Source organism: Myroides albus (assembly GCF_024722315.1).
Taxonomy (GTDB): domain Bacteria; phylum Bacteroidota; class Bacteroidia; order Flavobacteriales; family Flavobacteriaceae; genus Flavobacterium; species Flavobacterium album_A.
Map to the genome: position 1 here is coordinate 938368 of NZ_CP102754.1, position 23174 is coordinate 961541.

At 38.1% G+C, this 23174-nt stretch carries 9 protein-coding genes, 4 tRNA genes and 5 rRNA genes; 4 read left to right on the forward strand and 14 right to left on the reverse strand.

The genetic code is table 11. From position 1 onward, the window contains the following. Positions 1–24: 24 nt before the first annotated feature. Both NWE55_RS04455 and NWE55_RS04460 read left to right on the forward strand, forming a co-directional pair. Positions 25–1641, forward strand: coding sequence for an IS1182 family transposase (locus tag NWE55_RS04455; RefSeq protein ID WP_258204638.1), 1617 nt, complete (start codon positions 25–27; stop codon positions 1639–1641). A gap of 144 nt (positions 1642–1785) precedes the next feature. Further along, the gene (locus tag NWE55_RS04460; RefSeq protein WP_155091035.1) at positions 1786–2532 is read left to right on the forward strand and encodes a glycerophosphodiester phosphodiesterase; all 747 of its coding nucleotides are present in this window, start codon (positions 1786–1788) and stop codon (positions 2530–2532) included. A gap of 85 nt (positions 2533–2617) precedes the next feature. Here NWE55_RS04460 and NWE55_RS04465 read toward each other — a convergent pair whose 3' ends face one another. Together NWE55_RS04465 and NWE55_RS04470 are read right to left on the reverse strand one after the other, a co-directional pair. After that, positions 2618–4087, reverse strand: coding sequence for an SLC13 family permease (locus NWE55_RS04465; RefSeq protein WP_155091034.1), 1470 nt, complete (start codon positions 4085–4087; stop codon positions 2618–2620). Positions 4088–4915: 828 nt separating this feature from the next. After that, entirely contained in the window at positions 4916–7312 is a 2397-nt protein-coding gene (locus NWE55_RS04470; RefSeq protein WP_230381487.1) for an outer membrane beta-barrel family protein, read from the reverse strand. Positions 7313–7402: 90 nt separating this feature from the next. Between NWE55_RS04470 and NWE55_RS04475 the strand changes: the two genes are divergently transcribed. Both NWE55_RS04475 and NWE55_RS04480 read left to right on the forward strand, forming a co-directional pair. After that, a complete protein-coding gene (locus NWE55_RS04475; RefSeq protein WP_155091033.1) occupies positions 7403–8719 on the forward strand; it encodes a sensor histidine kinase in 1317 nt (438 codons plus the stop codon). Next, the gene (locus NWE55_RS04480) at positions 8712–9395 is read left to right on the forward strand and encodes a response regulator transcription factor (RefSeq protein ID WP_155091032.1); all 684 of its coding nucleotides are present in this window, start codon (positions 8712–8714) and stop codon (positions 9393–9395) included. The genes NWE55_RS04475 and NWE55_RS04480 overlap by 8 nt, the downstream gene beginning before the upstream one ends. Positions 9396–9407: 12 nt before the next feature. On the opposite strand, the gene NWE55_RS04485 is transcribed toward NWE55_RS04480, so the two are convergent. The 12 genes from NWE55_RS04485 to NWE55_RS04540 all read right to left on the reverse strand — a co-directional run bounded on the left by NWE55_RS04485 (position 9408) and on the right by NWE55_RS04540 (position 23170). Beyond that, the gene (locus NWE55_RS04485) at positions 9408–10241 is read right to left on the reverse strand and encodes a tetratricopeptide repeat protein (protein ID WP_155091031.1); all 834 of its coding nucleotides are present in this window, start codon (positions 10239–10241) and stop codon (positions 9408–9410) included. Positions 10242–10246: 5 nt separating this feature from the next. Beyond that, positions 10247–10837 carry a peptide deformylase gene (def, locus tag NWE55_RS04490; RefSeq protein WP_155091030.1) on the reverse strand — a complete coding sequence of 197 codons (591 nt, stop codon included), beginning with the start codon at positions 10835–10837 and terminating at the stop codon, positions 10247–10249. A gap of 86 nt (positions 10838–10923) precedes the next feature. Further along, positions 10924–14142, reverse strand: a complete 3219-nt coding sequence (locus NWE55_RS04495; protein WP_230381486.1) for an AsmA family protein — start codon at positions 14140–14142, stop codon at positions 10924–10926. 258 nt (positions 14143–14400) lie between these two features. Then, a 5S ribosomal RNA gene (rrf, locus tag NWE55_RS04500) occupies positions 14401–14510 on the reverse strand. 106 nt (positions 14511–14616) lie between these two features. Next, a 23S ribosomal RNA gene (locus NWE55_RS04505) occupies positions 14617–17508 on the reverse strand. Positions 17509–17625: 117 nt separating this feature from the next. Then, positions 17626–17699: transfer RNA gene (locus NWE55_RS04510), tRNA-Ala, on the reverse strand. Positions 17700–17784: 85 nt separating this feature from the next. Beyond that, positions 17785–17858, reverse strand: a tRNA-Ile gene (locus tag NWE55_RS04515). A gap of 74 nt (positions 17859–17932) precedes the next feature. Continuing rightward, a 16S ribosomal RNA gene (locus NWE55_RS04520) occupies positions 17933–19450 on the reverse strand. Positions 19451–19713: 263 nt separating this feature from the next. Then, positions 19714–19823, reverse strand: a 5S ribosomal RNA gene (rrf, locus tag NWE55_RS04525). Positions 19824–19929: 106 nt separating this feature from the next. Further along, positions 19930–22819: ribosomal RNA gene (locus NWE55_RS04530) — 23S ribosomal RNA — on the reverse strand. The 16S, 23S and 5S rRNA genes sit together here with 4 tRNA genes alongside, the layout of an rRNA operon. A gap of 117 nt (positions 22820–22936) precedes the next feature. Further along, a tRNA-Ala gene (locus NWE55_RS04535) sits at positions 22937–23010 on the reverse strand. Between the two features lie 86 nt (positions 23011–23096). Beyond that, positions 23097–23170, reverse strand: a tRNA-Ile gene (locus NWE55_RS04540). Between the last annotated feature and the right edge of the window lie 4 nt (positions 23171–23174).

A 23174-nucleotide genomic window follows, 5' to 3' on the forward strand; every position in this document is an offset into this window, starting at 1 on the left:
CAAACAATAAGAAAGACAAATATAATGTTCAAATCTGAAAGTTTAAAATCGCCGAGTCTATTTCCTGAAGATATTTTTTCTAAAATTCCTCTAGACCATCCTGTTCGTCTTATCAATGCTGTTGTTGATGAGTTAGATATTAGTTCTATTTTAAGTCAATACAAAGGAGGAGGGACCACCAGTTATCATCCCCGTATGATGATAAAAGTCTTATTCTACGCCTATTTCAATAATATTTATTCATCGCGTAAGATTGAACGGGCTTTGACGGAGAACATTTATTTTATGTGGTTATCTGGTAATAGCTTGCCTGATCATCGCACGATTAATTATTTTCGCGCTAAGCGATTGAAAGGTCAAATCCATCAGCTTTTTGCAGATGTGGTTCGTCTGTTACAAGAATTACAATATGTTAGTTTACAAGTTCAATATATTGATGGAACAAAAATTGAATCTAGCTCTAACCGATACACCTTTGTATGGCGTGGTTCAGTGGAGAAAAACAAGGCTAAATTAGAAACAAAAATTCAAGATGTTCTCACAGAAATAGAGGGTCAAATCAAACAGGATCAAAGTGAACTCGCAAAAGAACACTGTTCCAAAAATATTGATAGTTTAGAGCTTAAAGAAAAAGTGACTCAGTTAAATAAACATAGGGCAGACCTACCCAAACCTACAGCTAAACAGCTCAAACAGTTAGAAGACGAGCATTTACCTCGCTTGCAAAAATACGAACAACAACTAGAAACTTTAGGTACTCGAAATAGTTATAGTAAAACAGATCCAGATGCTACTTTTATGCGAATGAAAGAAGATCACATGAAAAACGGGCAACTTAAACCTGCCTACAATACTCAAATAAGTACTGAAAATCAATTTATTACACATTATACTATTGCACAAAAATCAACTGACACCACTACCTTAATCAATCATCTAGAGACTTTTGAACAAACCTATGCACAACAAAGTAAAGAAGTTGTAGCAGATGCTGGGTATGGTAGCGAAGAGAATTATCTGTATTTACTTGAAAGAGAAATAACGCCCTATGTGAAATTTAATTATTTTCATATGGAACAGAAAAGAGCTTGGAAGAACAACCCTTTTCTACAACACAATCTTTACTACAATAAATTGTTTGATTACATCTTATGTCCAAATGGAGAAAAGCTACCTAATATTGGAAGTAGTACTAAATACACCACCACTGGTTTTGCGTCAAAAACACATCTGTATCAAGCTTCTAACTGCTTGAAATGCTCGTTAAAAGAGCTATGTAATAAAGCAGCAGAAAACAGAACAGTCTCTATGAATCATAGATTGGTTCAAATAAAACAACATATTAGAGAATTACTCAACTCTGAACGCGGTAAATATCATAGAAGTAAAAGACCTGTAGAAGTAGAAGCTGTTTTTGGACAACTAAAAAGCAACAACAAATTTACTAGGTTTACTCTAAGAGGATTAGAAATGGTCGAAATTGAATTTGGACTGATGGCTCTTGCACATAATTTAAGAAAACTTACTAAGAATAGAGAAAAATCGACTTTAAACAACAATTTTCATCCTAAAAAAGAGACTGATAAACGAAAAATGACAAATTATAAGTCTAAAACTCGTTTTAATTGCAAGAACTTTTAATCTAAGAGAAAAGTAACGTTTTATATAATACAAAAGAGGGTGACCTTTTGGGACACCCTCTTTTCTTTACACAAACTTAATGATTAGATAAAGTTAGATTAATTGAATTTTATTTCCTTTGAATAAATCATTAAGAACAATACAATGAACATTAAAAAGAGTATATTAATAATTGCATTATCGATGAGTTCTATTTCGTTTGCACAAGAATATAATCCCCTAAAAATTGCGCATAGAGGAGCAATGGGGCACGTAACTGAAAATACTATTGAATCAGTACAAAAAGCTTTAGAGATGGGGTGTGATGCAATAGAGATTGATGTTTACAAAGTAAAGGATGGCTCTTTAATGGTCTTTCACGATGAAAAACTCAATAGAGTGAGCAACGGAACTGGTAACATAGAAGACTATACTAAAGAAGAATTAAAAAAACTGTTAGTCACAGGTAATTATCGAATTCCTACTTTAGAAGAAGTCATATCTACTATTGACAAGAAAGTTATTTTGAATATTGAACTAAAAGGTTCTAATACAGCTGAAGGAACGATTGAAATCATTAAAGATTTTAAGAGAAAAGGTTGGACCAATTCAAACTTTATTATTTCGAGCTTTAAATGGGAGGAGTTAGAGAAGATTTACGAATTAGACCCTACATTGGATATAGCTGTATTGACAGACAAAGAACCTGCTGACGCAATTGAATTTGCACATAAGGTCAAAGCAGTAGCTATCAATCCACATTTCAAAAAATTAAACAAGACAAATGTTTCTAAAATCAAGGAAGCTAATCTTAAAATTTACCCTTGGACTGTAAATGAAATTAAAGATATCAATCGAATGAAAGAACTAAAAGTAGATGGTATTATAACAAACTACTTAGAAAGATTGTAGAAATAAAGCTATTTTTCTTATTACTAAAAGAGGTCAACTGAAATATCAATTGACCTCTTTTTTATATTTAACTATGTATTATTTATTAAATGTAATCAAAGAATGTAGTAAAGTTTTGAAGTAGTAAAACCCAAAGGACAATAATCACTGTACCTAAAAGTGCCCCAAACAATCCCCCGAGAACAAAGTCTTTCTGTTTCAACATTCCCGTACCAAAAACAATGGCATTTGGCGGTGTAGAAACTGGTAAAAATAATCCACATGAAGAACAAAGTCCCACTACTAAACCAACAGGTAGTAACTGATCATGGGGTAGAACAATTGCCGCAATGTTTATGACAATTGTTGCGGTTGCTGTACTACTCATAATATTAGAAAACAAGACAGTTACCACTGCAAATATTATCATCATCACCACTACATTAAACTCCATATCAGCTAAAAACTGAGAATAATATGGAGCCAATAATTCTTTAATTGCCATACCCAAGGCTAAACCTCCAGCTACTAACATCAAGGTATCCCATGGCAATTTTCTCACGTCCTCAGCCGTTATAATTCCAAGCATTGGTAAAAACATAATAGGTACCATAGCTGCACCAGCTGTAGGAATATTCAATCTATTTCCAAACATCCACATTCCTACTGTTATAAACAAAATAATAACAACTATTAGGCGCTGTAGCCTCATAGTTTTAGTTAACTCTAAAGCTTTATTTACAAAGGATACATCAAGACCTTTTACTTTCGAAGTATATTTTCTAACAACAGCAAACCAAAAACCTACCAACAAAATTGTTGCTGGTATAAATCCCAAAAAGAACCATTGTGTAAAACTTACATCAAAACCCTTTGACTTTAAAACGTTCACAACGATTAAGTTTGGAGGGGTTGACACCATACTCATCATACCTGCAAAAGTAGCAGCAGCTGGTATACTAACCAATATTGCCTTTGACATCATAGAGTCTTTCCCTTCTCTATCTATAAGTGGCATAACCGATGCCAACACCATCGCTGCTGTAGCTGTATTAGATATAATCAAAGATAGAACGGAAGTAACAACAATGATTCCCAATACTAACGTATTGGGGTTTGATCCAAATATTGAAATCGTTTTCTTAAATAGAGATAAATCGAGATTGGTTTTCCGCATCCCCTCACTCAAAAAGAAACCTCCTAAGAATATCCAAATAACATTATCAGACCAAGTATCCGAAATCTCTTGGGAGGACAAAGTTGCTCCCTCAATATTATCCATTGTATAGACAAGGAAACCAATAATCATAATACCTACCGCAAAGGGAGGTATAGCTTCTGTTGCCCATAGAAGAATGGAGAAAATTAATATAAACATGGTGTATTTCTGCGCTCCTGTAAACACCTCAGGTGATAAAAAGTACGTTCCCCCAAGAGCTACTAACAATGAGAAAAAGAAAATTCCCACCCTTGTTTTGATATTCCACATATTCCATGAAGCTTCGATTAACAGCTCACTATAGAAACGAATACCAGTTCTAATCTTTCGAATCTTTTCGAAATAGTCAAATTCCATAACCCTAAAATTTTGACTGTTAAAATTACAACATTTAAACGCAAAATGCCACATTTTTAAGAAGTATAACCTACTAAAAAGCCTACCTTGAAAGACTCTGGTTTTATCTTTCTAAAAAATTCACTTAATTAGCATGAGTTCGTTTTACAAAAAACAAGAGGTAACCTTTTCTAAGGTGTTTGTTCACACCTATTTAATTCAAAACATCTGTGCATTCACTATTGATAAAATCACTACAACTGAGCATGAACTTAACGCGTTTTTAAAAGTATACTCGAATGCTGTAATAGCGGTCTTAGCTTGCACTTCCTTGGGGACTGATAGGCCTTTTCTGGGGGTTTTCTATCCCAGAGGGTGGTTTTGTCGAAGAAAGGTGCGAGAAAGGTGCAAGAAAACCTAAAGCAACTCCCTATCAGATCAGTGAAAAACTATCGATAGGTAATCAATAAACATGGATAAGCAATTAATTCTCTTTCTGCCGTTTTTTATAAACGATGTACTAATGTTAGATCACTTCGTTTTTTAATGTGCTTTAATTATACTTCTTAGGTTTTTACACAGAAAAGAATTTCTCTAAGTGCAATCTTTTGATTAACTATTCAGCGAGGGAGTATATTGAATTACTAAAGTCATGAATAAATAAATATCTCAATGTTGTTGTTAGAGAATAAAAAACCTTAATAGAGAAGGAATCCTGACAAAACTGTAAAGAAATTAATTCAATATTTTGTAGCAAGTAAAATATACTTACCTCAAAGCCTACTCTACAAAATATTCACGATATCATTGATAAAACCAGTTTACGAACTAAAGTTTAATATATGTTTATTATAATCTGTCTTTCTCTGTCATATCTATTTCTTTAGAGCTGTATTTCACCTTTTGGTTTCCTAAATTATACTTCAAAGAAACAGCAAAACCTTGTGTATCGCTATAGTCTTTAAAGTAGTTATTTTGATTCGCATAGTTAGTACTAATGATCTGTCTATCACTACCAAAAATATTATATACATACAGATTAGCAGCTAACTTATTCTTCAAGAATTCTCTACTCATGATAAAGTCTGTACGCTGATAACTACTTATTCTAAAGGTTCCTTGTACAGTAGGAGTATAAAAGTTATAAGTCAACATCGCTTTCCAGTTACTTTTCTTTTCAATATCAACAGAAGTACTTAATCGCCCTCCAAATATTAAAGCATCATTCTTATACAATTTCTTATCTACACCATAAAAATAATCTTCCTGCTGTTGCAAGTAAAGAAAAGGACTCACTGACCAAATAGGTAAAATCTGGTGAGAATAGTTTACAATCATACCCGCTAGTTGTCGTTTATCTATATTCGTATAATGATAGATTAACATATTATTTTCAGGTTCTTGATAAGAGATTTCCATAGATGGATTGTTCTCACGATTATAAAACAGTTCAATATTTAACTGATTCCAATTATAACTTAAACTAAAATTATGACTGATCGTTGGTTTTAAATCAGGGTCACCTTGAAAATATGAAAACAAATTATAGTAACTCTTCGCAGGGTTCATCCAAGAATACGAAGGTCTGTCAATGCGCTTGCCATACGAAAAACTCAAATGATGATCGTCTGTTACATCATATTTCACATAGGCTGTAGGAAATAGTTTAAAGTATGACTGTGTGTCACTCCCTACTCCTGTACTCTTCGTCTGAATACCGGTGTACTCTCCTCTCAATCCTGCTTTGATTTGCCATTTATCCCATTGCTTCGTAAAGGAAGTATATCCAGCCCAATTGATTTCTTGATAATCATATTCGTTACTCTTGTCTTTATTAGGATTACTTGTTTTAGTATCAAAAAAGTCTAATGAATATAAAGCTTTGACAATACTATACTTACCACCTAACTCCCATTTGGTTGTTTCTTTATCTATCGTATAATCAACACCAGATACAGCTAATCGTGTGCGCGACTTATCTTTCGTTGCAAAAAAGCGTTCAGATGGTACTTGATCTTTAAAGTTTAATTCAGTTAAAACATCTTGATTATCTTTTTGGTTATCATACGTAAAATAAGATGACCATAATAAATTTTTCTCGTGACTAAACTTTTTGTCTAACATAAAATACCCTGTGTACGTATCCATATTAGCACGCTTCTTATTAAAAGTGGTATAATTAGATTCTACAATCCCTTCTTTATTATAGATCAATGTAGGGATGACAAAGTCACCTTTGGTTTGTTCATTAATATAACCACTTCCTCCTACTGTCAGTGTCAATGTACTATCTACCTTTACATCCATCTCTGCATTAAAACTATGACGACCTTTCATCTTATTCTTACGTGTCAGGTCTGTACTCCAACGCTCTCCGTTCTCATAGATAACGTTGTCTTCATTATACCGCACTCCAGTTCCTTTTGTATAAGTATAATTGCCAGATAAATTCACTTTATCACCAGAGTAAAAATGTTGTGTACCTAAGGTGTTAACCGCGTAGGTAGTTTGTTTAAAACGATTTGTTACGCTCCCTTTATACCCTAAATTTATATTCTTTTTTAATTTAATATTCAATACTGCTCCACCCTGAGCATCATACTTAGCAGGAGGATTAGTGATAACTTCTACAGCTTCTACCTGTGTACCATCTGTAGATTCAAGCATCTCCTTTAATTGCTCTCCTGTCAGCATCACTTTTCTATCGTTAATCGTCACTAATATACTAGAGCTCCCACGGATACTTAGGTTATCTCCTATCGCACTTACCCCAGGTGTTTGTTTCAGAATATCCCACGCATTCGTAGTCGCTAAAGGCGTATCTTGTACATTAAATACTAATCTATCTATTTCTCTTTTTATAGTAGGACGCTTAGCAGTAATCATTACTTCATCTAAAATAGCGTTATCTTCTGTTAACTCTACTACAGCTGGAGCCGTACCTAAAGGTATTGTTTGAGATTTAAACCCTACATAGCTAAACTCTAATTGAGTAATCAATGCATTATCATCTAAATCATAAACACCTTGTTCATCCGTATAAACAGCCTGTACCATCTTGCCATCTGCATCTTTTGCTACAACAGTAACGAAAGCCAATAGTTCCTTTTTATTATCTGTTACTTTTCCTTTGATTTGAGAGTTAGTTGTTTGTGCATTGACTAATACACTTAACAATAATATGCTCCATAAAATAAGTATGCGTACCATAATTTCATTAATTTTAAACAAAGGTGTTGTATTCATTAAAAGAAGGTGGTTAATGAACGGTTAATGAACGGTTAACAGCAAAAGCCTGTTGATGTATTACCCTGTTTTTAAAGTATATTTGTGTATATGAAAAAGCTAAATTCTAAATATTACTTAATCATCTTTTGTGTTTTCTATATCCTCTTATTAGGATTAATGGGGTTCTATTTTAACCAAGCTATCCGTCTTAAACAAAAAGCTATAAATAGTCTAGCACATGAGAAAATAGATGATTTATTAGAGCAGAGTTCATATAAGAATATGAGTCTGAATAAAGAGAGTGAATTATATAAACATTTCTTAGCTCTAAAAAAACAAGAAACAAGTATAAATATTATCAAAGAGGATTATAATCATAATAGCGAATTATTTACTACTAAAGTAGATAGTACCTTTAAAGAATTAGGTTATAAAGTAGCTGCTAAATTCACGATAACACAGATTACCCTTAATGATAAAAATATAAACTTACTAGACGAACCTTTTACTTTCTTAGAAACAAATGAGAAAGTAGTTCATCCTCAAAAAATAAATACTTCTGAGTGGGAAATCAATGAGACGAGTACTCATGATCAAAATGACAATCATATAGGGGTAAAAAACGATAAGGATTTACATATCACTGTTCATCAAGAAAAAGAAATCGAAGTAGTTAATTATTTAAGTATTGTACTAAAGCAATTACTTCCTTTATTTATAGGTTCTAGCCTTATCTGTATCTTTATTTTAGTGCTTTACTATATCACTTATCGTACCATAAAACACAAAGAAAAAGAGGTAGCTAATCTATACAATATGGTAGATAATGTCTCTCATGAGTTTAAACTACCTATCGCTACCTTAAAATACGGTTGTAAGAATCTGTCCAAAGAATATGAGTCTCCAACAGTGAACCTTCTACTCCGTCAAGTAGATCGATTAGACCGATTACAGAATAGCCTTAATCCTATCCTATCAGATGAAGAAGAAAGCTATAAAAAAGAAGATGCTTTAGTGCTGATAAAGGATCTCCAAAACCTATATCCTGAAGTATTATTATCAATAGAGTGGAGTGCTAAAGATGAACTCAATCTCCCTAAAACTAAAATAGAGACTGTGCTTCTTAATTTATTAGAGAACAGTATTAAATATGGTGGGACAGAGATTAAATGCAGTGTCTCATCAGATGCTAATCAATATATCATCACAGTTATAGATAACGGAATGGGAATCGCTAAGGATAAACAGAGTGATATCTTCAAGAAATTCTATAGAATACGAGAAGGCAATATCCATAACACCCAAGGACTAGGTATCGGCTTATACCAAGTACAACAAATAGTAAAATCACTTCACGGAAGTATTAATATAAATAGTAAACTACAAGTAGGGACTACTTTTAAAATCACGATACCTTATGTATAAATTATTATTAGTAGAGGACGATATTGATTATGGTACTGTTATCCAACAGTATTTAGGTATTTGTGGATTTGAGGTAAAATGGTTCACTACTCCAGAAGAAGTTATAGATACTGTAACTCAAGAACACTTTGACTTAGCGATATTAGATATTATGCTTCCACAGAAAGATGGTTTTACCTTATCGAAAGAGATTAATACGGTATTACCTAATTTGCCTTTCTTATTCTTAACAGCAAAGAACCAAAGCATCGATCGCTTAATGGGGTTAAAGTTAGGTGCTGATGATTATATCTCTAAAACATGTGATCCTGAAGAACTAAAACTGAGAATAGAGAATATCCTAAAGCGAACCGCTGTACAAAAGACAGAACAGTACTCATTAGGTAGCTATACTTTTAATCCTATACAGCTAAAGCTTAGTCATCCCTCTGAAACAATACGTCTCACAGAACGAGAGAGAGATTTATTACTTTTATTAATCAGTCATAATGGCGATATTATCTCTCGTGAGGAGATCTTACAGAAACTCTGGCCATCTGCTGATTACTTCAATGGCCGTAGTTTAGATGTATTTATAACCCGTTTGAGAAAATACTTTCTACACGATGAATCTATAAGTATTAATAGCTTAAGAGGTGTTGGTTTTGAAATATGTTTAAACGTGAAAAAAATATAAAAGGAGAAATCACTATTCTGACTTAAATGTAAACTTATCAAGAAATTCCTGTGTAATAGTAGGTAATTTTCTCAATTTACTTAAAGTAGCTTTACATTTTTCTTCCCATTTGACATCGTGTGTTTGCAAATATAAATTGTAGGTGGACCAAGCATAATTTGCTAAATAATCTAGAAGTTGGCCAAACATATCTTCACAACCTTCAAATGAAACAACAGCTTCTTCATATTGTTTAAGTTGAGTATAGAGTATCCCTTTCATTAATAAAACTTCACTCTTTCTCTTTTCAGTCAAACTATTTATTTGAACAAACTTTTGCTCTGCGAGTTCAAGACATTCTATTCCTCTTTCATAATCACCTAAACTTGTAGCTGTTAGTCCGATTCCATAAAAGCCAATAGGGCTATTCGGAAACTTCTCTACGATATTTTCATACTCCTTACGAGCCAATCCTACACTACTCACTCTTAATGCTGCTTCCGCGAGTTCTTCTTTAAACTTTAAATTTGGTGAGCTTGATAAGCTATCAGCATAAAAATAATAGGTTAAGGCAGCTTTGTGTTTATCTTGTTTTGTAAGAGATACACCTGTAAAATAATAGGCATCACATAGTGCTTTGTCTTTTTCAATAATTTGAAAAAATATCTTTCCTGCTAAATTCACATGCTCGTCATTATTGAGCGATTTAATACCTACTTTGTATAACTGCTTGAGATATTCATCAGAGGTAGGACATGCAAACTTATAGGAATCTATACGATAAATATCATCGATATCTTGTCCTTTAGTTATAAATGTCCCAGTAATTAAAAAAATAAATACAAATATTTTAAACCTACAAAACATACAGTCTATTTTCGATAAACCAATTCTCCATTTGGCGAAGCACTGAAAAATTCTTCTTGCAATTGTTCTTCGATGCGTTCTGGAAACAAAACACCATTTAAATGGTCAAACTCGTGTTGTAATATAACTGCAGTATATCCTTCAACAACTTCCTGAAAATGCTGACCTTCCAAATCGTAATAAGTAATCTGGATAGCTAAACTACGGGCAACTTCTTCATAAATATCTGGAATCGATAGGCATCCCTCTTCCCCTACTCTCATTACTTTAGAATACCATACAATCTCAGGATTAACAAAAAACTCAAAAGGATTATCTTTTTTGTCCAATCGCTGAGCTAAAAATACTCTGCGATTTATCCCAATTTGTGGAGCTGCTATACCTACACCAGGTTTTTCTTCATCGCGTACAGTGGCATACAAACGAGATATAAGGATTTTCAAATTAGGATCACGAGCATCAACAGGTTTACACTTTTCGTGTAACGATTGATTATCGATACTATCAGTACTTTGTAAAACACGCATAGGTTCACTAACGCTACCTTGACTTAATAAGTTTAATTCTATTTCGTTTAAAGGAGTAAAACTTTCCATCAATTCAAATTTTGATTGTAAATGTAAGGATTTAATACACTTTGTACTAAACAAAAAAGCTCAAGATTTAACTTGAGCCTTTGTTATTACGCTGCATTCTCCGTTATATTGGGAGGGGTTGCATTATTTTCTTCTGGGAGTGTTGGCATTGGATCATTCACAGATTTTACTTCAACTTCATCATCTTCCTCGTCATCCTCTGTGCTTTTTCCTAAAACTTCACTTGGTTTATACTTCCCGAGTTTAATTTTAAAATCCTCTGGAGAGCCTGTAATTTTCATTGGTATTCCTATAATTCCCATAGGAGGAAGTCCCAATCTAAACCCTATATTCATTTCACCATCCAAACTAACCTGTCCTTCAAATCGAGGTCTAAACCCTGCCATTTTCATCTTCGTTCGCTCAATAGTCAAGACATTGTCTTTAATAGAAGATTTAATATCTACTTTTGATACATTCCCTTTTTCAAGAGATTTAGCATCAGTCTTATCAGCAATTGCACCTAACAACTTAAATGATTTAAACTTAATATCCTCTAAGGTCAAAGTTCCCTCTCCTTCTAATGATCTCATCACAGGAAACATTCCACTGTTTAAATTCCCCTTTAACTTGTAATCTAAGGAAACAGTTCCATAAGCATCTTTAGCCATACTTACCATCTCTCTAAACATTGGTACTTCTTTGTAAGCACGTTGAATATCAAAGTTAGAAGCATCTATTGCATATTCAAACTCAGCTTTTCTAAGTCCATTAGGCTTATATCTACCTGTCATCCCTACATTGGTCCCAACTAACTCAAACTGTGTCTTATTCAAGTTTATTTGACCTTTATTTATAACTAACTCTCCATTGAAGTCATTTAAGTTATAATCCGTATACTTTACTTTCTTAGCATCTGCTGTAAAAGTAATATCGATATTCCCCGGTACTTGGATAACACCTGTATTATCAGAAGATACTTTCGTTGATGTGGACTGATTATCAGCAAAAACCATAAACTCATCTACATTCATGAAAGGAGTTTCTAAATCAAACTTTCCTTGGATAGTGTCTTCTTTCAATATATAATTAATAACATTTGTTAGATACCCATTCATACTAAACTTAGAGCTACCGTATTGGGCTTCAAACTTTTCAAACTTCATCTTCTCTTTAAAAAATTTGAATACTCCTTTCTTAATATGGAGAGGTTTTGGAAATAACTCCGAACTAACTGTTATATTATCTACCTCAAAACGTCCTCCGTTCTTCAGCTTATCAAAGTTTCCGTTAACTGCATCACTTTGCAAACCACTTAAAAATAAATTAGTTACAATTTTACCTTTAACGTCAATACCGTCTATCTTAAATAACTTATATAGATTATCAATGTTTAGCACTCCTTTAGATTTAACAGTATAATTTAAATTATTTAAATTATACAAACTAGCTGCTATTTGAAATGATTCGTCAGCAATCTTAAAGTCAATTGGAAGTACTTCTACGGTTAAGTCACTCATGGAACCACGTTTACTATTGATCTTAGTATGAATATGAATATCTTCTACTGGTAACTCCGGAATCCTGTCAAAACGAAGATAACCATTCTCCATTTTGATATCTGCTGATACAATAGGAAAACGCTTGCGATTAGGTTCGAATGTACCATTAACTGATCCATCAATATTTACAAGTCCTCTTATCTCCATATCAGAGATTGGTATAAATTCTTTGACATTATCAAGATCAACCTTTGCCTTTAAATCTCCTTGTAAATCATAATTATGTAAATTCTTTATTTTAGCTTTACCTTCTATAAAGTTATCCATTGCTAATAAACTAATATGATTTAGATTAATAGCGATGTTCTTGTAGTTAGAATCTTTACCAATAGCTTCTAAATCGACGTCTACTTTGGAGATTGCTTCCGGTAGCTGTTCGAGTTTGAAATAACCGTTACGCAAAGTTGTAGTGATATCGAATTTTGGAACACTGCTAATAACTGTATCAGTTATAGTTTTACGCAATGTTCTACTTACAACAATGTCCTTTGTAAACAACCCATCAACATTTCCCTTCATTGTTAGATCCCCTTTCATATCAAAGCTACTATTACCTACCGCTTTATTAAATAAAGCTAAATCTAAATTAGAATCTATACTACCATTTACATGCAATGAATCAATACCCTTACTCGAGAGATTCAAAAGACTTTTCTTGCCATCAACACTGAAAGATAAATTGTTCACATTTACTTCATTCTTCTGAATGTCCAATCCTGGTAATGAAAATGAAAATCCAAGCTCTAAATTTTCTAAAGGCTTTGTCAGTTCTCCATGTTGGATATAACCATTATTAACTTGTAAATTCAAATTAACATTTGGAGCTAAACTATCCGCAATAACGTATTTCCCTTCTAATAAGAAATCTCCTGTAACAGTTCCTTTTATAACGGTATTATCTAACCAATCTTGATACTCAGGAGGTATCACTGATAATAGCTGCTCAAGAGACGAATCTTTAGTTTTAATATCGAACAACATATCGTAACCATTCTCAATGAAAGCAAACTTACCTTTAAAATCTACAGGAAGATCTTTTATGCGAATATCGTTACGTTCAAAAATTAAAGTAAGCGACTTAGTATCTATCTGTGTAGATAACTTTGCAAGTATAGGTTTTTCCTTAACATAATGAACACCATCAAAATTCAAATCAAAAGACTGAATACGAATAACACTTTTTAAGTCAAAAATAGCTTCACTCATATTTCCGCGTCCAACATAGTCAAAATTTTGCATAACAAAACTCAACTTGCTTGCTAAATCATTATAAATTACCTCTGCATTCTTAATATGTAATCGATTAATATTCAACTCCAAATCACTGTCCTCCTCTAATTCATTAGACTCACTTGCATAAAAAATATCATAATTAGAAGAACCATCTTCCATCACGTTCACATTCACAAAAGGTTTATCGACATAGATACGACCAAAGCTTACTTTACCAGATAAAAGAGCAAAGGGATTAACTCCAAGACTTACAGACTCAGCTTCGAACAATTGTGTAGAACTAATAGAATCTTGATTAACACCACTAATTGAAGGCTTGGAAATATTTGCAGTTAAAAAAGGGAACTTTGTGTAAAATGATAAGTCTATCTTATCAAACTCAACTTCACCTTTAATTGTTTCTTTAATAACTACCCTAACTTTCTCATTTATAGTATCTATAAAAAACATAGGAACAATCCACATTAATAATAATGTAATTCCTGTAAAACCACCGACAAATAATAGGGACCTTTTTAATATAGTCTTCATTCTAACACTCATAGCTAACTCAAATATTAACACGTACAAAGTAAAGCATTTTTTTCGCAATACATTCTAATTAATTCCACAAAAGCCTGCAGTTTAAGTAAAATAATAATAATTACAATTATTGATTCGCAATATTTACCATAAATAAAAACAATCTTTGTGATAAACAAGAAGCTAATAAAACTAATAATAGATAAATAGCCTAAGTATATAAACAAAAAAATCCCCAACCTCATATGAGATTGGGGATTCTTAAAAGAAGGGCGACGACATACTCTCCCACTGGTTAGCAGTACCATCTGCGCTAGCGGGCTTAACTTCTCTGTTCGAAATGGGAAGAGGTGAGCCCCGCCGCAATAACCACCCTAAATCGGTTGTTACTTTAACGTAACTAATATTGTTAACTATATTGATATTATAACTTAACTATCACTTAGAAAGTTGCCCTCCCCTTGTATTTAAACAAGGGGAGATTCACATAAGCTTACGGGCTATTAGTACTACTCGACTATGACATTACTGCCTTTACATCTATAGCCTATCAACGTGGTAATCTCCCACGGCCCTTTAAAGAAATCTCATCTTGTGGTGGGTTTCGCACTTATATGCTTTCAGCGCTTATCCCTGCCCAACGTAGCTACTCTGCGATGCCCCTGGCGAGACAACAGATGCACTAGAGGTTGGTCCAATTCGGTCCTCTCGTACTAGAATCAGATCCACTCAAATTTCTAACGCCCACAGTAGATAGAGACCGAACTGTCTCACGACGTTCTGAACCCAGCTCGCGTGCCACTTTAATGGGCGAACAGCCCAACCCTTGGGACCTTCTCCAGCCCCAGGATGTGACGAGCCGACATCGAGGTGCCAAACCCCCCCGTCGATATGAGCTCTTGGGGGAGATCAGCCTGTTATCCCCGGCGTACCTTTTATCCTTTGAGCGATGGCCCTTCCATGCGGAACCACCGGATCACTATGCTCTACTTTCGTACCTGGTCGACTTGTTAGTCTCTCAGTCAAGCTCCCTTATACCATTGCACTCTACGCACGGTTACCAAGCGTGCTGAGGGAACCTTTAGAAGCCTCCGTTACTCTTTTGGAGGCGACCACCCCAGTCAAACTACCCACCAAGCAATGTCCTCCACAATTGCGGAGTTAGATCTCAAATAAGCAAAGGGTGGTATTTCAACAATGACTCCACAACGCCTAGCGACGCCATTTCACAGTCTCCCACCTATCCTACACATCACTTATCCGAGAACAATACTAAGCTATAGTAAAGGTGCACAGGGTCTTTTCGTCCCACTGCGGGTAATCGGCATCTTCACCGATACTACAATTTCACCGAGCTCATGGCTGAGACAGTGTCCAGATCGTTACACCATTCGTGCAGGTCGGAACTTACCCGACAAGGAATTTCGCTACCTTAGGACCGTTATAGTTACGGCCGCCGTTTACTGGGGCTTCAATTCAATGCTTCTCAACAATTACTCATCGATAACATCTCCTCTTAACCTTCCAGCACCGGGCAGGTGTCAGGCCCTATACGTCATCTTACGATTTTGCAGAGCCCTGTGTTTTTGATAAACAGTCGCCTGGACCTCTTCACTGCGGCCAGCTTGCGCTGGCGACCTTTCTCCCGAAGTTACAGGTCTATTTTGCCTAGTTCCTTAGCCATGAATCTCTCGAGCGCCTTAGGATACTCTCCTCGACTACCTGTGTCGGTTTACGGTACGGGTACTTATAACCTATGTTTAGAAGCTTTTCTTGACAGCCCTTAGGCACACTATCTCTTTGTCCGTAGACGCTGAGTACTATCGCATTTCTCCAAGTCTGACGCATTTTACTATCAAACCTATAGGTACGTGCTTCAACGAACTATTCCGTCAGTTCGCGGTGCTTTCATCACTGTGTCACTCCATCACTGTTATAAGTAGTACGGGAATATTAACCCGTTGGCCATCGACGTCCCCCTTCGGGTGTGCCTTAGGTCCCGACTAACCCTAAGCTGATTAGCATAGCTCAGGAATCCTTAGTCTTACGGCGGGGGTGTTTCTCGCACCCCTTATCGTTACTTATGCCTACATTTTCTTTTCTATAAGCTCCAGCAATTCTCACAAATCACCTTCTCTGCCGATAGAATGCTCCCCTACCACTCACGTTATAAAACGTAAATCCATAGCTTCGGTAGTATACTTATGCCCGATTATTATCCATGCTCGATCGCTCGACTAGTGAGCTGTTACGCACTCTTTAAATGAATGGCTGCTTCCAAGCCAACATCCTAGCTGTCTGGGCAATCAAACCGCGTTTTTTCAACTTAGCATACATTTGGGGACCTTAGCTGATGGTCTGGGTTCTTTCCCTCTCGGACATGGACCTTAGCACCCATGCCCTCACTGATGATTATCATTAATTAGCATTCGGAGTTTGTCAGGAATTGGTAGGCGGTGAAGCCCCCGCATCCAATCAGTAGCTCTACCTCTAAGTAACTATGATCATCGCTGCACCTAAATGCATTTCGGGGAGTACGAGCTATTTCCGAGTTTGATTGGCCTTTCACCCCTACCCACAGGTCATCCGAAAACTTTTCAGCGTTAAACGGTTCGGTCCTCCATTTAGTGTTACCTAAACTTCAACCTGCCCATGGGTAGATCACACGGTTTCGCGTCTACCACTACTGACTAAAGCGCCCTATTCAGACTCGCTTTCGCTACGGATCCAGACCTGAAGTCCTTATCCTTGCCAGCAACGGTAACTCGTAGGCTCATTATGCAAAAGGCACGCCGTCACCCCACAAAGGGGCTCCGACCGCTTGTAGGCGTATGGTTTCAGGATCTTTTTCACTCCGTTATTCACGGTTCTTTTCACCTTTCCCTCACGGTACTGGTTCACTATCGGTCTCTCAGGAGTATTTAGCCTTAGCGGATGGTCCCGCCAGTTTCAATCAGGGTTTCACGTGCCCCGACCTACTCAGGATACCACTATTCTTATCTTTTCTTACTTATACGGGACTGTCACCCTCTTTGGTATACCTTTCCAGGTATTTCTAATTCAAGCCGCAAGAAATGTCGTGGTCCTACAACCCCAAAATTGCCGTAACAACTTTGGTTTGGGCTATTCCGCGTTCGCTCGCCACTACTTACGGAATCACTTTTGTTTTCTTCTCCTCCGCCTACTTAGATGTTTCAGTTCAGCGGGTTCGCCTCCTATACAGGATAATATGTCTTCAACATATTGGGTTGCCCCATTCGGATATCTACGGATCAATTCGTGTGTGCCAATCCCCGTAGCTTTTCGCAGCTTATCACGTCCTTCTTCGCCTCTGAGAGCCTAGGCATTCCCCATACGCCCTTATTTTGCTTATGTGCTTACAATTCTTTCGAATCGTACTTTCTATATATTTCTATATTTTTTGTTCTTTCTAACTGTTTTGTTAGTTAAGTTTTATCAATATGTCAATGAACGGTTGGACTTTAGTCCTTGTGGAGAATATCGGAGTCGAACCGATGACCTCCTGCGTGCAAGGCAGGCGCTCTAGCCAGCTGAGCTAATCCCCCGTTTCTAGTGTTTGGTTAACAGCTTACAGTTAACAGTAACTTTTAGGCGGTTAGTTTAACCTCTAGTATTTCCTGTGTATTTTAGTAGTCCCGGGCAGACTCGAACTGCCGACCCCTACATTATCAGTGTAGTACTCTAACCAGCTGAGCTACGAGACTCTGTATAATACCTTTTTTTATTTTTTGAACAAGCAGCGAGAGTAAGTAGAATTAACACTTAACTAATTCTCTAGAAAGGAGGTGTTCCAGCCGCACCTTCCGGTACGGCTACCTTGTTACGACTTAGCCCCAGTCACTAGTTTTACCCTAGGCAGCTCCTTGCGGTCACCGACTTCAGGTACCCCCAGCTTCCATGGCTTGACGGGCGGTGTGTACAAGGCCCGGGAACGTATTCACCGGATCATGGCTGATATCCGATTACTAGCGATTCCAGCTTCATAGAGTCGAGTTGCAGACTCCAATCCGAACTGAGACAAGCTTTGGAGATTCGCATCCTGTTGCCAGGTAGCTGCTTTCTGTACTTGCCATTGTAGCACGTGTGTAGCCCAGGACGTAAGGGCCGTGATGATTTGACGTCATCCCCACCTTCCTCTCGGTTTGCACCGGCAGTCTTGCTAGAGTCCCCGCCTTAACGCGATGGTAACTAACAATAGGGGTTGCGCTCGTTATAGGACTTAACCTGACACCTCACGGCACGAGCTGACGACAACCATGCAGCACCTTGTAAATTGTCCGAAGAAAAGTCTGTTTCCAAACCTGTCAATCTACATTTAAGCCCTGGTAAGGTTCCTCGCGTATCATCGAATTAAACCACATGCTCCACCGCTTGTGCGGGCCCCCGTCAATTCCTTTGAGTTTCATTCTTGCGAACGTACTCCCCAGGTGGGATACTTATCACTTTCGCTTAGCCACTCAGTCCGAAAACCGAACAGCTAGTATCCATCGTTTACGGCGTGGACTACCAGGGTATCTAATCCTGTTCGCTACCCACGCTTTCGTTCATCAGCGTCAATAAGTACGTAGTAACCTGCCTTCGCAATTGGTATTCCATGTAATATCTAAGCATTTCACCGCTACACTACATATTCTAGTTACTTCCATACTATTCAAGTCAAACAGTATCAACGGCAGTTTCATAGTTAAGCTATGAGATTTCACCACTGACTTATCTGACCGCCTACGAACCCTTTAAACCCAATAATTCCGGATAACGCTCGGATCCTCCGTATTACCGCGGCTGCTGGCACGGAGTTAGCCGATCCTTATTCTTACGGTACCGTCAAATACCTACTCGTAGGCACATTTCTTCCCGTACAAAAGCAGTTTACAATCCATAGGACCGTCATCCTGCACGCGGCATGGCTGGTTCAGAGTTGCCTCCATTGACCAATATTCCTCACTGCTGCCTCCCGTAGGAGTCTGGTCCGTGTCTCAGTACCAGTGTGGGGGATCTCCCTCTCAGGACCCCTAGTCATCGTTGCCTTGGTATGCCGTTACCATACCAACTAGCTAATGACACGCATGCCCATCTTTTACCGATAAATCTTTATTATTCAAATGATGCCATCAAAATAAACCATGGAGCATTAATCCGAATTTCTTCGGGCTATTCCCCTGTAAAAGGTAGGTTGCATACGCGTTACTCACCCGTGCGCCGGTCTCTAAAAAGCAAGCTTCTTATACCCCTCGACTTGCATGTGTTAGGCCTGCCGCTAGCGTTCATCCTGAGCCAGGATCAAACTCTTCATCGTATATTTTTTATATTTTCGATTAGCGCGTTAATTCAAATCTTTCGACTTGCCTTACTCTCTTTTTTGTATGCTGTTGTCCAATATGTCTTAGAACGTATTCTTCTTATTATTCTCACTTGTGTTTCAAAGCGAGTGCAAAAGTAGAAAACTTTATTTTACAAACCAAACTAATTCGGCTTTATTTTTTAAAGTTTTTTGTATTTTGCTTGTATTAATGTTTTTAGATAAAAAATCCTTGCTGGAAATCAGCAAGGATTTCAAAAGAAGGGCGACGACATACTCTCCCACTGGTTAGCAGTACCATCTGCGCTAGCGGGCTTAACTTCTCTGTTCGAAATGGGAAGAGGTGAGCCCCGCCGCAATAACCACCCTAAATCGGTTGTTACTTTAACGTAACTAATATTGTTAACTATATTGATATTTTAACTTAACTATCACTTAGAAAGTTGCCCTCCCCTTGTATGTAAACAAGGGGAGATTCACATAAGCTTACGGGCTATTAGTACTACTCGACTATGACATTACTGCCTTTACATCTATAGCCTATCAACGTGGTAATCTCCCACGGCCCTTTAAAGAAATCTCATCTTGTGGTGGGTTTCGCACTTATATGCTTTCAGCGCTTATCCCTGCCCAACGTAGCTACTCTGCGATGCCCCTGGCGAGACAACAGATGCACTAGAGGTTGGTCCAATTCGGTCCTCTCGTACTAGAATCAGATCCACTCAAATTTCTAACGCCCACAGTAGATAGAGACCGAACTGTCTCACGACGTTCTGAACCCAGCTCGCGTGCCACTTTAATGGGCGAACAGCCCAACCCTTGGGACCTTCTCCAGCCCCAGGATGTGACGAGCCGACATCGAGGTGCCAAACCCCCCCGTCGATATGAGCTCTTGGGGGAGATCAGCCTGTTATCCCCGGCGTACCTTTTATCCTTTGAGCGATGGCCCTTCCATGCGGAACCACCGGATCACTATGCTCTACTTTCGTACCTGGTCGACTTGTTAGTCTCTCAGTCAAGCTCCCTTATACCATTGCACTCTACGCACGGTTACCAAGCGTGCTGAGGGAACCTTTAGAAGCCTCCGTTACTCTTTTGGAGGCGACCACCCCAGTCAAACTACCCACCAAGCAATGTCCTCCACAATTGCGGAGTTAGATCTCAAATAAGCAAAGGGTGGTATTTCAACAATGACTCCACAACGCCTAGCGACGCCATTTCACAGTCTCCCACCTATCCTACACATCACTTATCCGAGAACAATACTAAGCTATAGTAAAGGTGCACAGGGTCTTTTCGTCCCACTGCGGGTAATCGGCATCTTCACCGATACTACAATTTCACCGAGCTCATGGCTGAGACAGTGTCCAGATCGTTACACCATTCGTGCAGGTCGGAACTTACCCGACAAGGAATTTCGCTACCTTAGGACCGTTATAGTTACGGCCGCCGTTTACTGGGGCTTCAATTCAATGCTTCTCAACAATTACTCATCGATAACATCTCCTCTTAACCTTCCAGCACCGGGCAGGTGTCAGGCCCTATACGTCATCTTACGATTTTGCAGAGCCCTGTGTTTTTGATAAACAGTCGCCTGGACCTCTTCACTGCGGCCAGCTTGCGCTGGCGACCTTTCTCCCGAAGTTACAGGTCTATTTTGCCTAGTTCCTTAGCCATGAATCTCTCGAGCGCCTTAGGATACTCTCCTCGACTACCTGTGTCGGTTTACGGTACGGGTACTTATAACCTATGTTTAGAAGCTTTTCTTGACAGCCCTTAGGCACACTATCTCTTTGTCCGTAGACGCTGAGTACTATCGCATTTCTCCAAGTCTGACGCATTTTACTATCAAACCTATAGGTACGTGCTTCAACGAACTATTCCGTCAGTTCGCGGTGCTTTCATCACTGTGTCACTCCATCACTGTTATAAGTAGTACGGGAATATTAACCCGTTGGCCATCGACGTCCCCCTTCGGGTGTGCCTTAGGTCCCGACTAACCCTAAGCTGATTAGCATAGCTCAGGAATCCTTAGTCTTACGGCGGGGGTGTTTCTCGCACCCCTTATCGTTACTTATGCCTACATTTTCTTTTCTATAAGCTCCAGCAATTCTCACAAATCACCTTCTCTGCCGATAGAATGCTCCCCTACCACTCACGTTATAAAACGTAAATCCATAGCTTCGGTAGTATACTTATGCCCGATTATTATCCATGCTCGATCGCTCGACTAGTGAGCTGTTACGCACTCTTTAAATGAATGGCTGCTTCCAAGCCAACATCCTAGCTGTCTGGGCAATCAAACCGCGTTTTTTCAACTTAGCATACATTTGGGGACCTTAGCTGATGGTCTGGGTTCTTTCCCTCTCGGACATGGACCTTAGCACCCATGCCCTCACTGATGATTATCATTAATTAGCATTCGGAGTTTGTCAGGAATTGGTAGGCGGTGAAGCCCCCGCATCCAATCAGTAGCTCTACCTCTAAGTAACTATGATCATCGCTGCACCTAAATGCATTTCGGGGAGTACGAGCTATTTCCGAGTTTGATTGGCCTTTCACCCCTACCCACAGGTCATCCGAAAACTTTTCAGCGTTAAACGGTTCGGTCCTCCATTTAGTGTTACCTAAACTTCAACCTGCCCATGGGTAGATCACACGGTTTCGCGTCTACCACTACTGACTAAAGCGCCCTATTCAGACTCGCTTTCGCTACGGATCCAGACCTGAAGTCCTTATCCTTGCCAGCAACGGTAACTCGTAGGCTCATTATGCAAAAGGCACGCCGTCACCCAACAAAGGGGCTCCGACCGCTTGTAGGCGTATGGTTTCAGGATCTTTTTCACTCCGTTATTCACGGTTCTTTTCACCTTTCCCTCACGGTACTGGTTCACTATCGGTCTCTCAGGAGTATTTAGCCTTAGCGGATGGTCCCGCCAGTTTCAATCAGGGTTTCACGTGCCCCGACCTACTCAGGATACCACTATTCTTATCTTTTCTTACTTATACGGGACTGTCACCCTCTTTGGTATACCTTTCCAGGTATTTCTAATTCAAGCCGCAAGAAATGTCGTGGTCCTACAACCCCAAAATTGCCGTAACAACTTTGGTTTGGGCTATTCCGCGTTCGCTCGCCACTACTTACGGAATCACTTTTGTTTTCTTCTCCTCCGCCTACTTAGATGTTTCAGTTCAGCGGGTTCGCCTCCTATCGGATAATATGTCTTCAACATATTGGGTTGCCCCATTCGGATATCTACGGATCAATTCGTGTGTGCCAATCCCCGTAGCTTTTCGCAGCTTATCACGTCCTTCTTCGCCTCTGAGAGCCTAGGCATTCCCCATACGCCCTTATTTTGCTTATGTGCTTACAATTCTTTCGAATCGTACTTTCTATATATTTCTATATTTTTTGTTCTTTCTAACTGTTTTGTTAGTTAAGTTTTATCAATATGTCAATGAACGGTTGGACTTTAGTCCTTGTGGAGAATATCGGAGTCGAACCGATGACCTCCTGCGTGCAAGGCAGGCGCTCTAGCCAGCTGAGCTAATCCCCCGTTTCTAGTGTTTGGTTAACAGCTTACAGTTAACAGTAACTTTTGGGCGGTTAGTCTAAACCTCTAGTATTTCCTGTGTATTTTAGTAGTCCCGGGCAGACTCGAACTGCCGACCCCTACATTATCAGTGTAGTACTCTAACCAGCTGAGCTACGAGACTCTGT

Excerpts from the sequence above, each read along its gene's own strand:
- NWE55_RS04455 (WP_258204638.1), top strand. The coding sequence starts at position 25 with ATGTTCAAATCTGAAAGTTTAAAATCGCCGAGTCTATTTCCTGAAGAT.
- NWE55_RS04460 (WP_155091035.1), top strand. The coding sequence starts at position 1,786 with ATGAACATTAAAAAGAGTATATTAATAATTGCATTATCGATGAGTTCT.
- NWE55_RS04475 (WP_155091033.1), top strand. The coding sequence starts at position 7,403 with ATGAAAAAGCTAAATTCTAAATATTACTTAATCATCTTTTGTGTTTTC.
- NWE55_RS04465 (WP_155091034.1), bottom strand. The coding sequence starts at position 4,087 with ATGGAATTTGACTATTTCGAAAAGATTCGAAAGATTAGAACTGGTATT.
- NWE55_RS04485 (WP_155091031.1), bottom strand. The coding sequence starts at position 10,241 with ATGTTTTGTAGGTTTAAAATATTTGTATTTATTTTTTTAATTACTGGG.
- NWE55_RS04470 (WP_230381487.1), bottom strand. The coding sequence starts at position 7,312 with ATGAATACAACACCTTTGTTTAAAATTAATGAAATTATGGTACGCATA.
- def (WP_155091030.1), bottom strand. The coding sequence starts at position 10,837 with ATGGAAAGTTTTACTCCTTTAAACGAAATAGAATTAAACTTATTAAGT.
- NWE55_RS04480 (WP_155091032.1), top strand. The coding sequence starts at position 8,712 with ATGTATAAATTATTATTAGTAGAGGACGATATTGATTATGGTACTGTT.
- NWE55_RS04495 (WP_230381486.1), bottom strand. The coding sequence starts at position 14,142 with ATGAAGACTATATTAAAAAGGTCCCTATTATTTGTCGGTGGTTTTACA.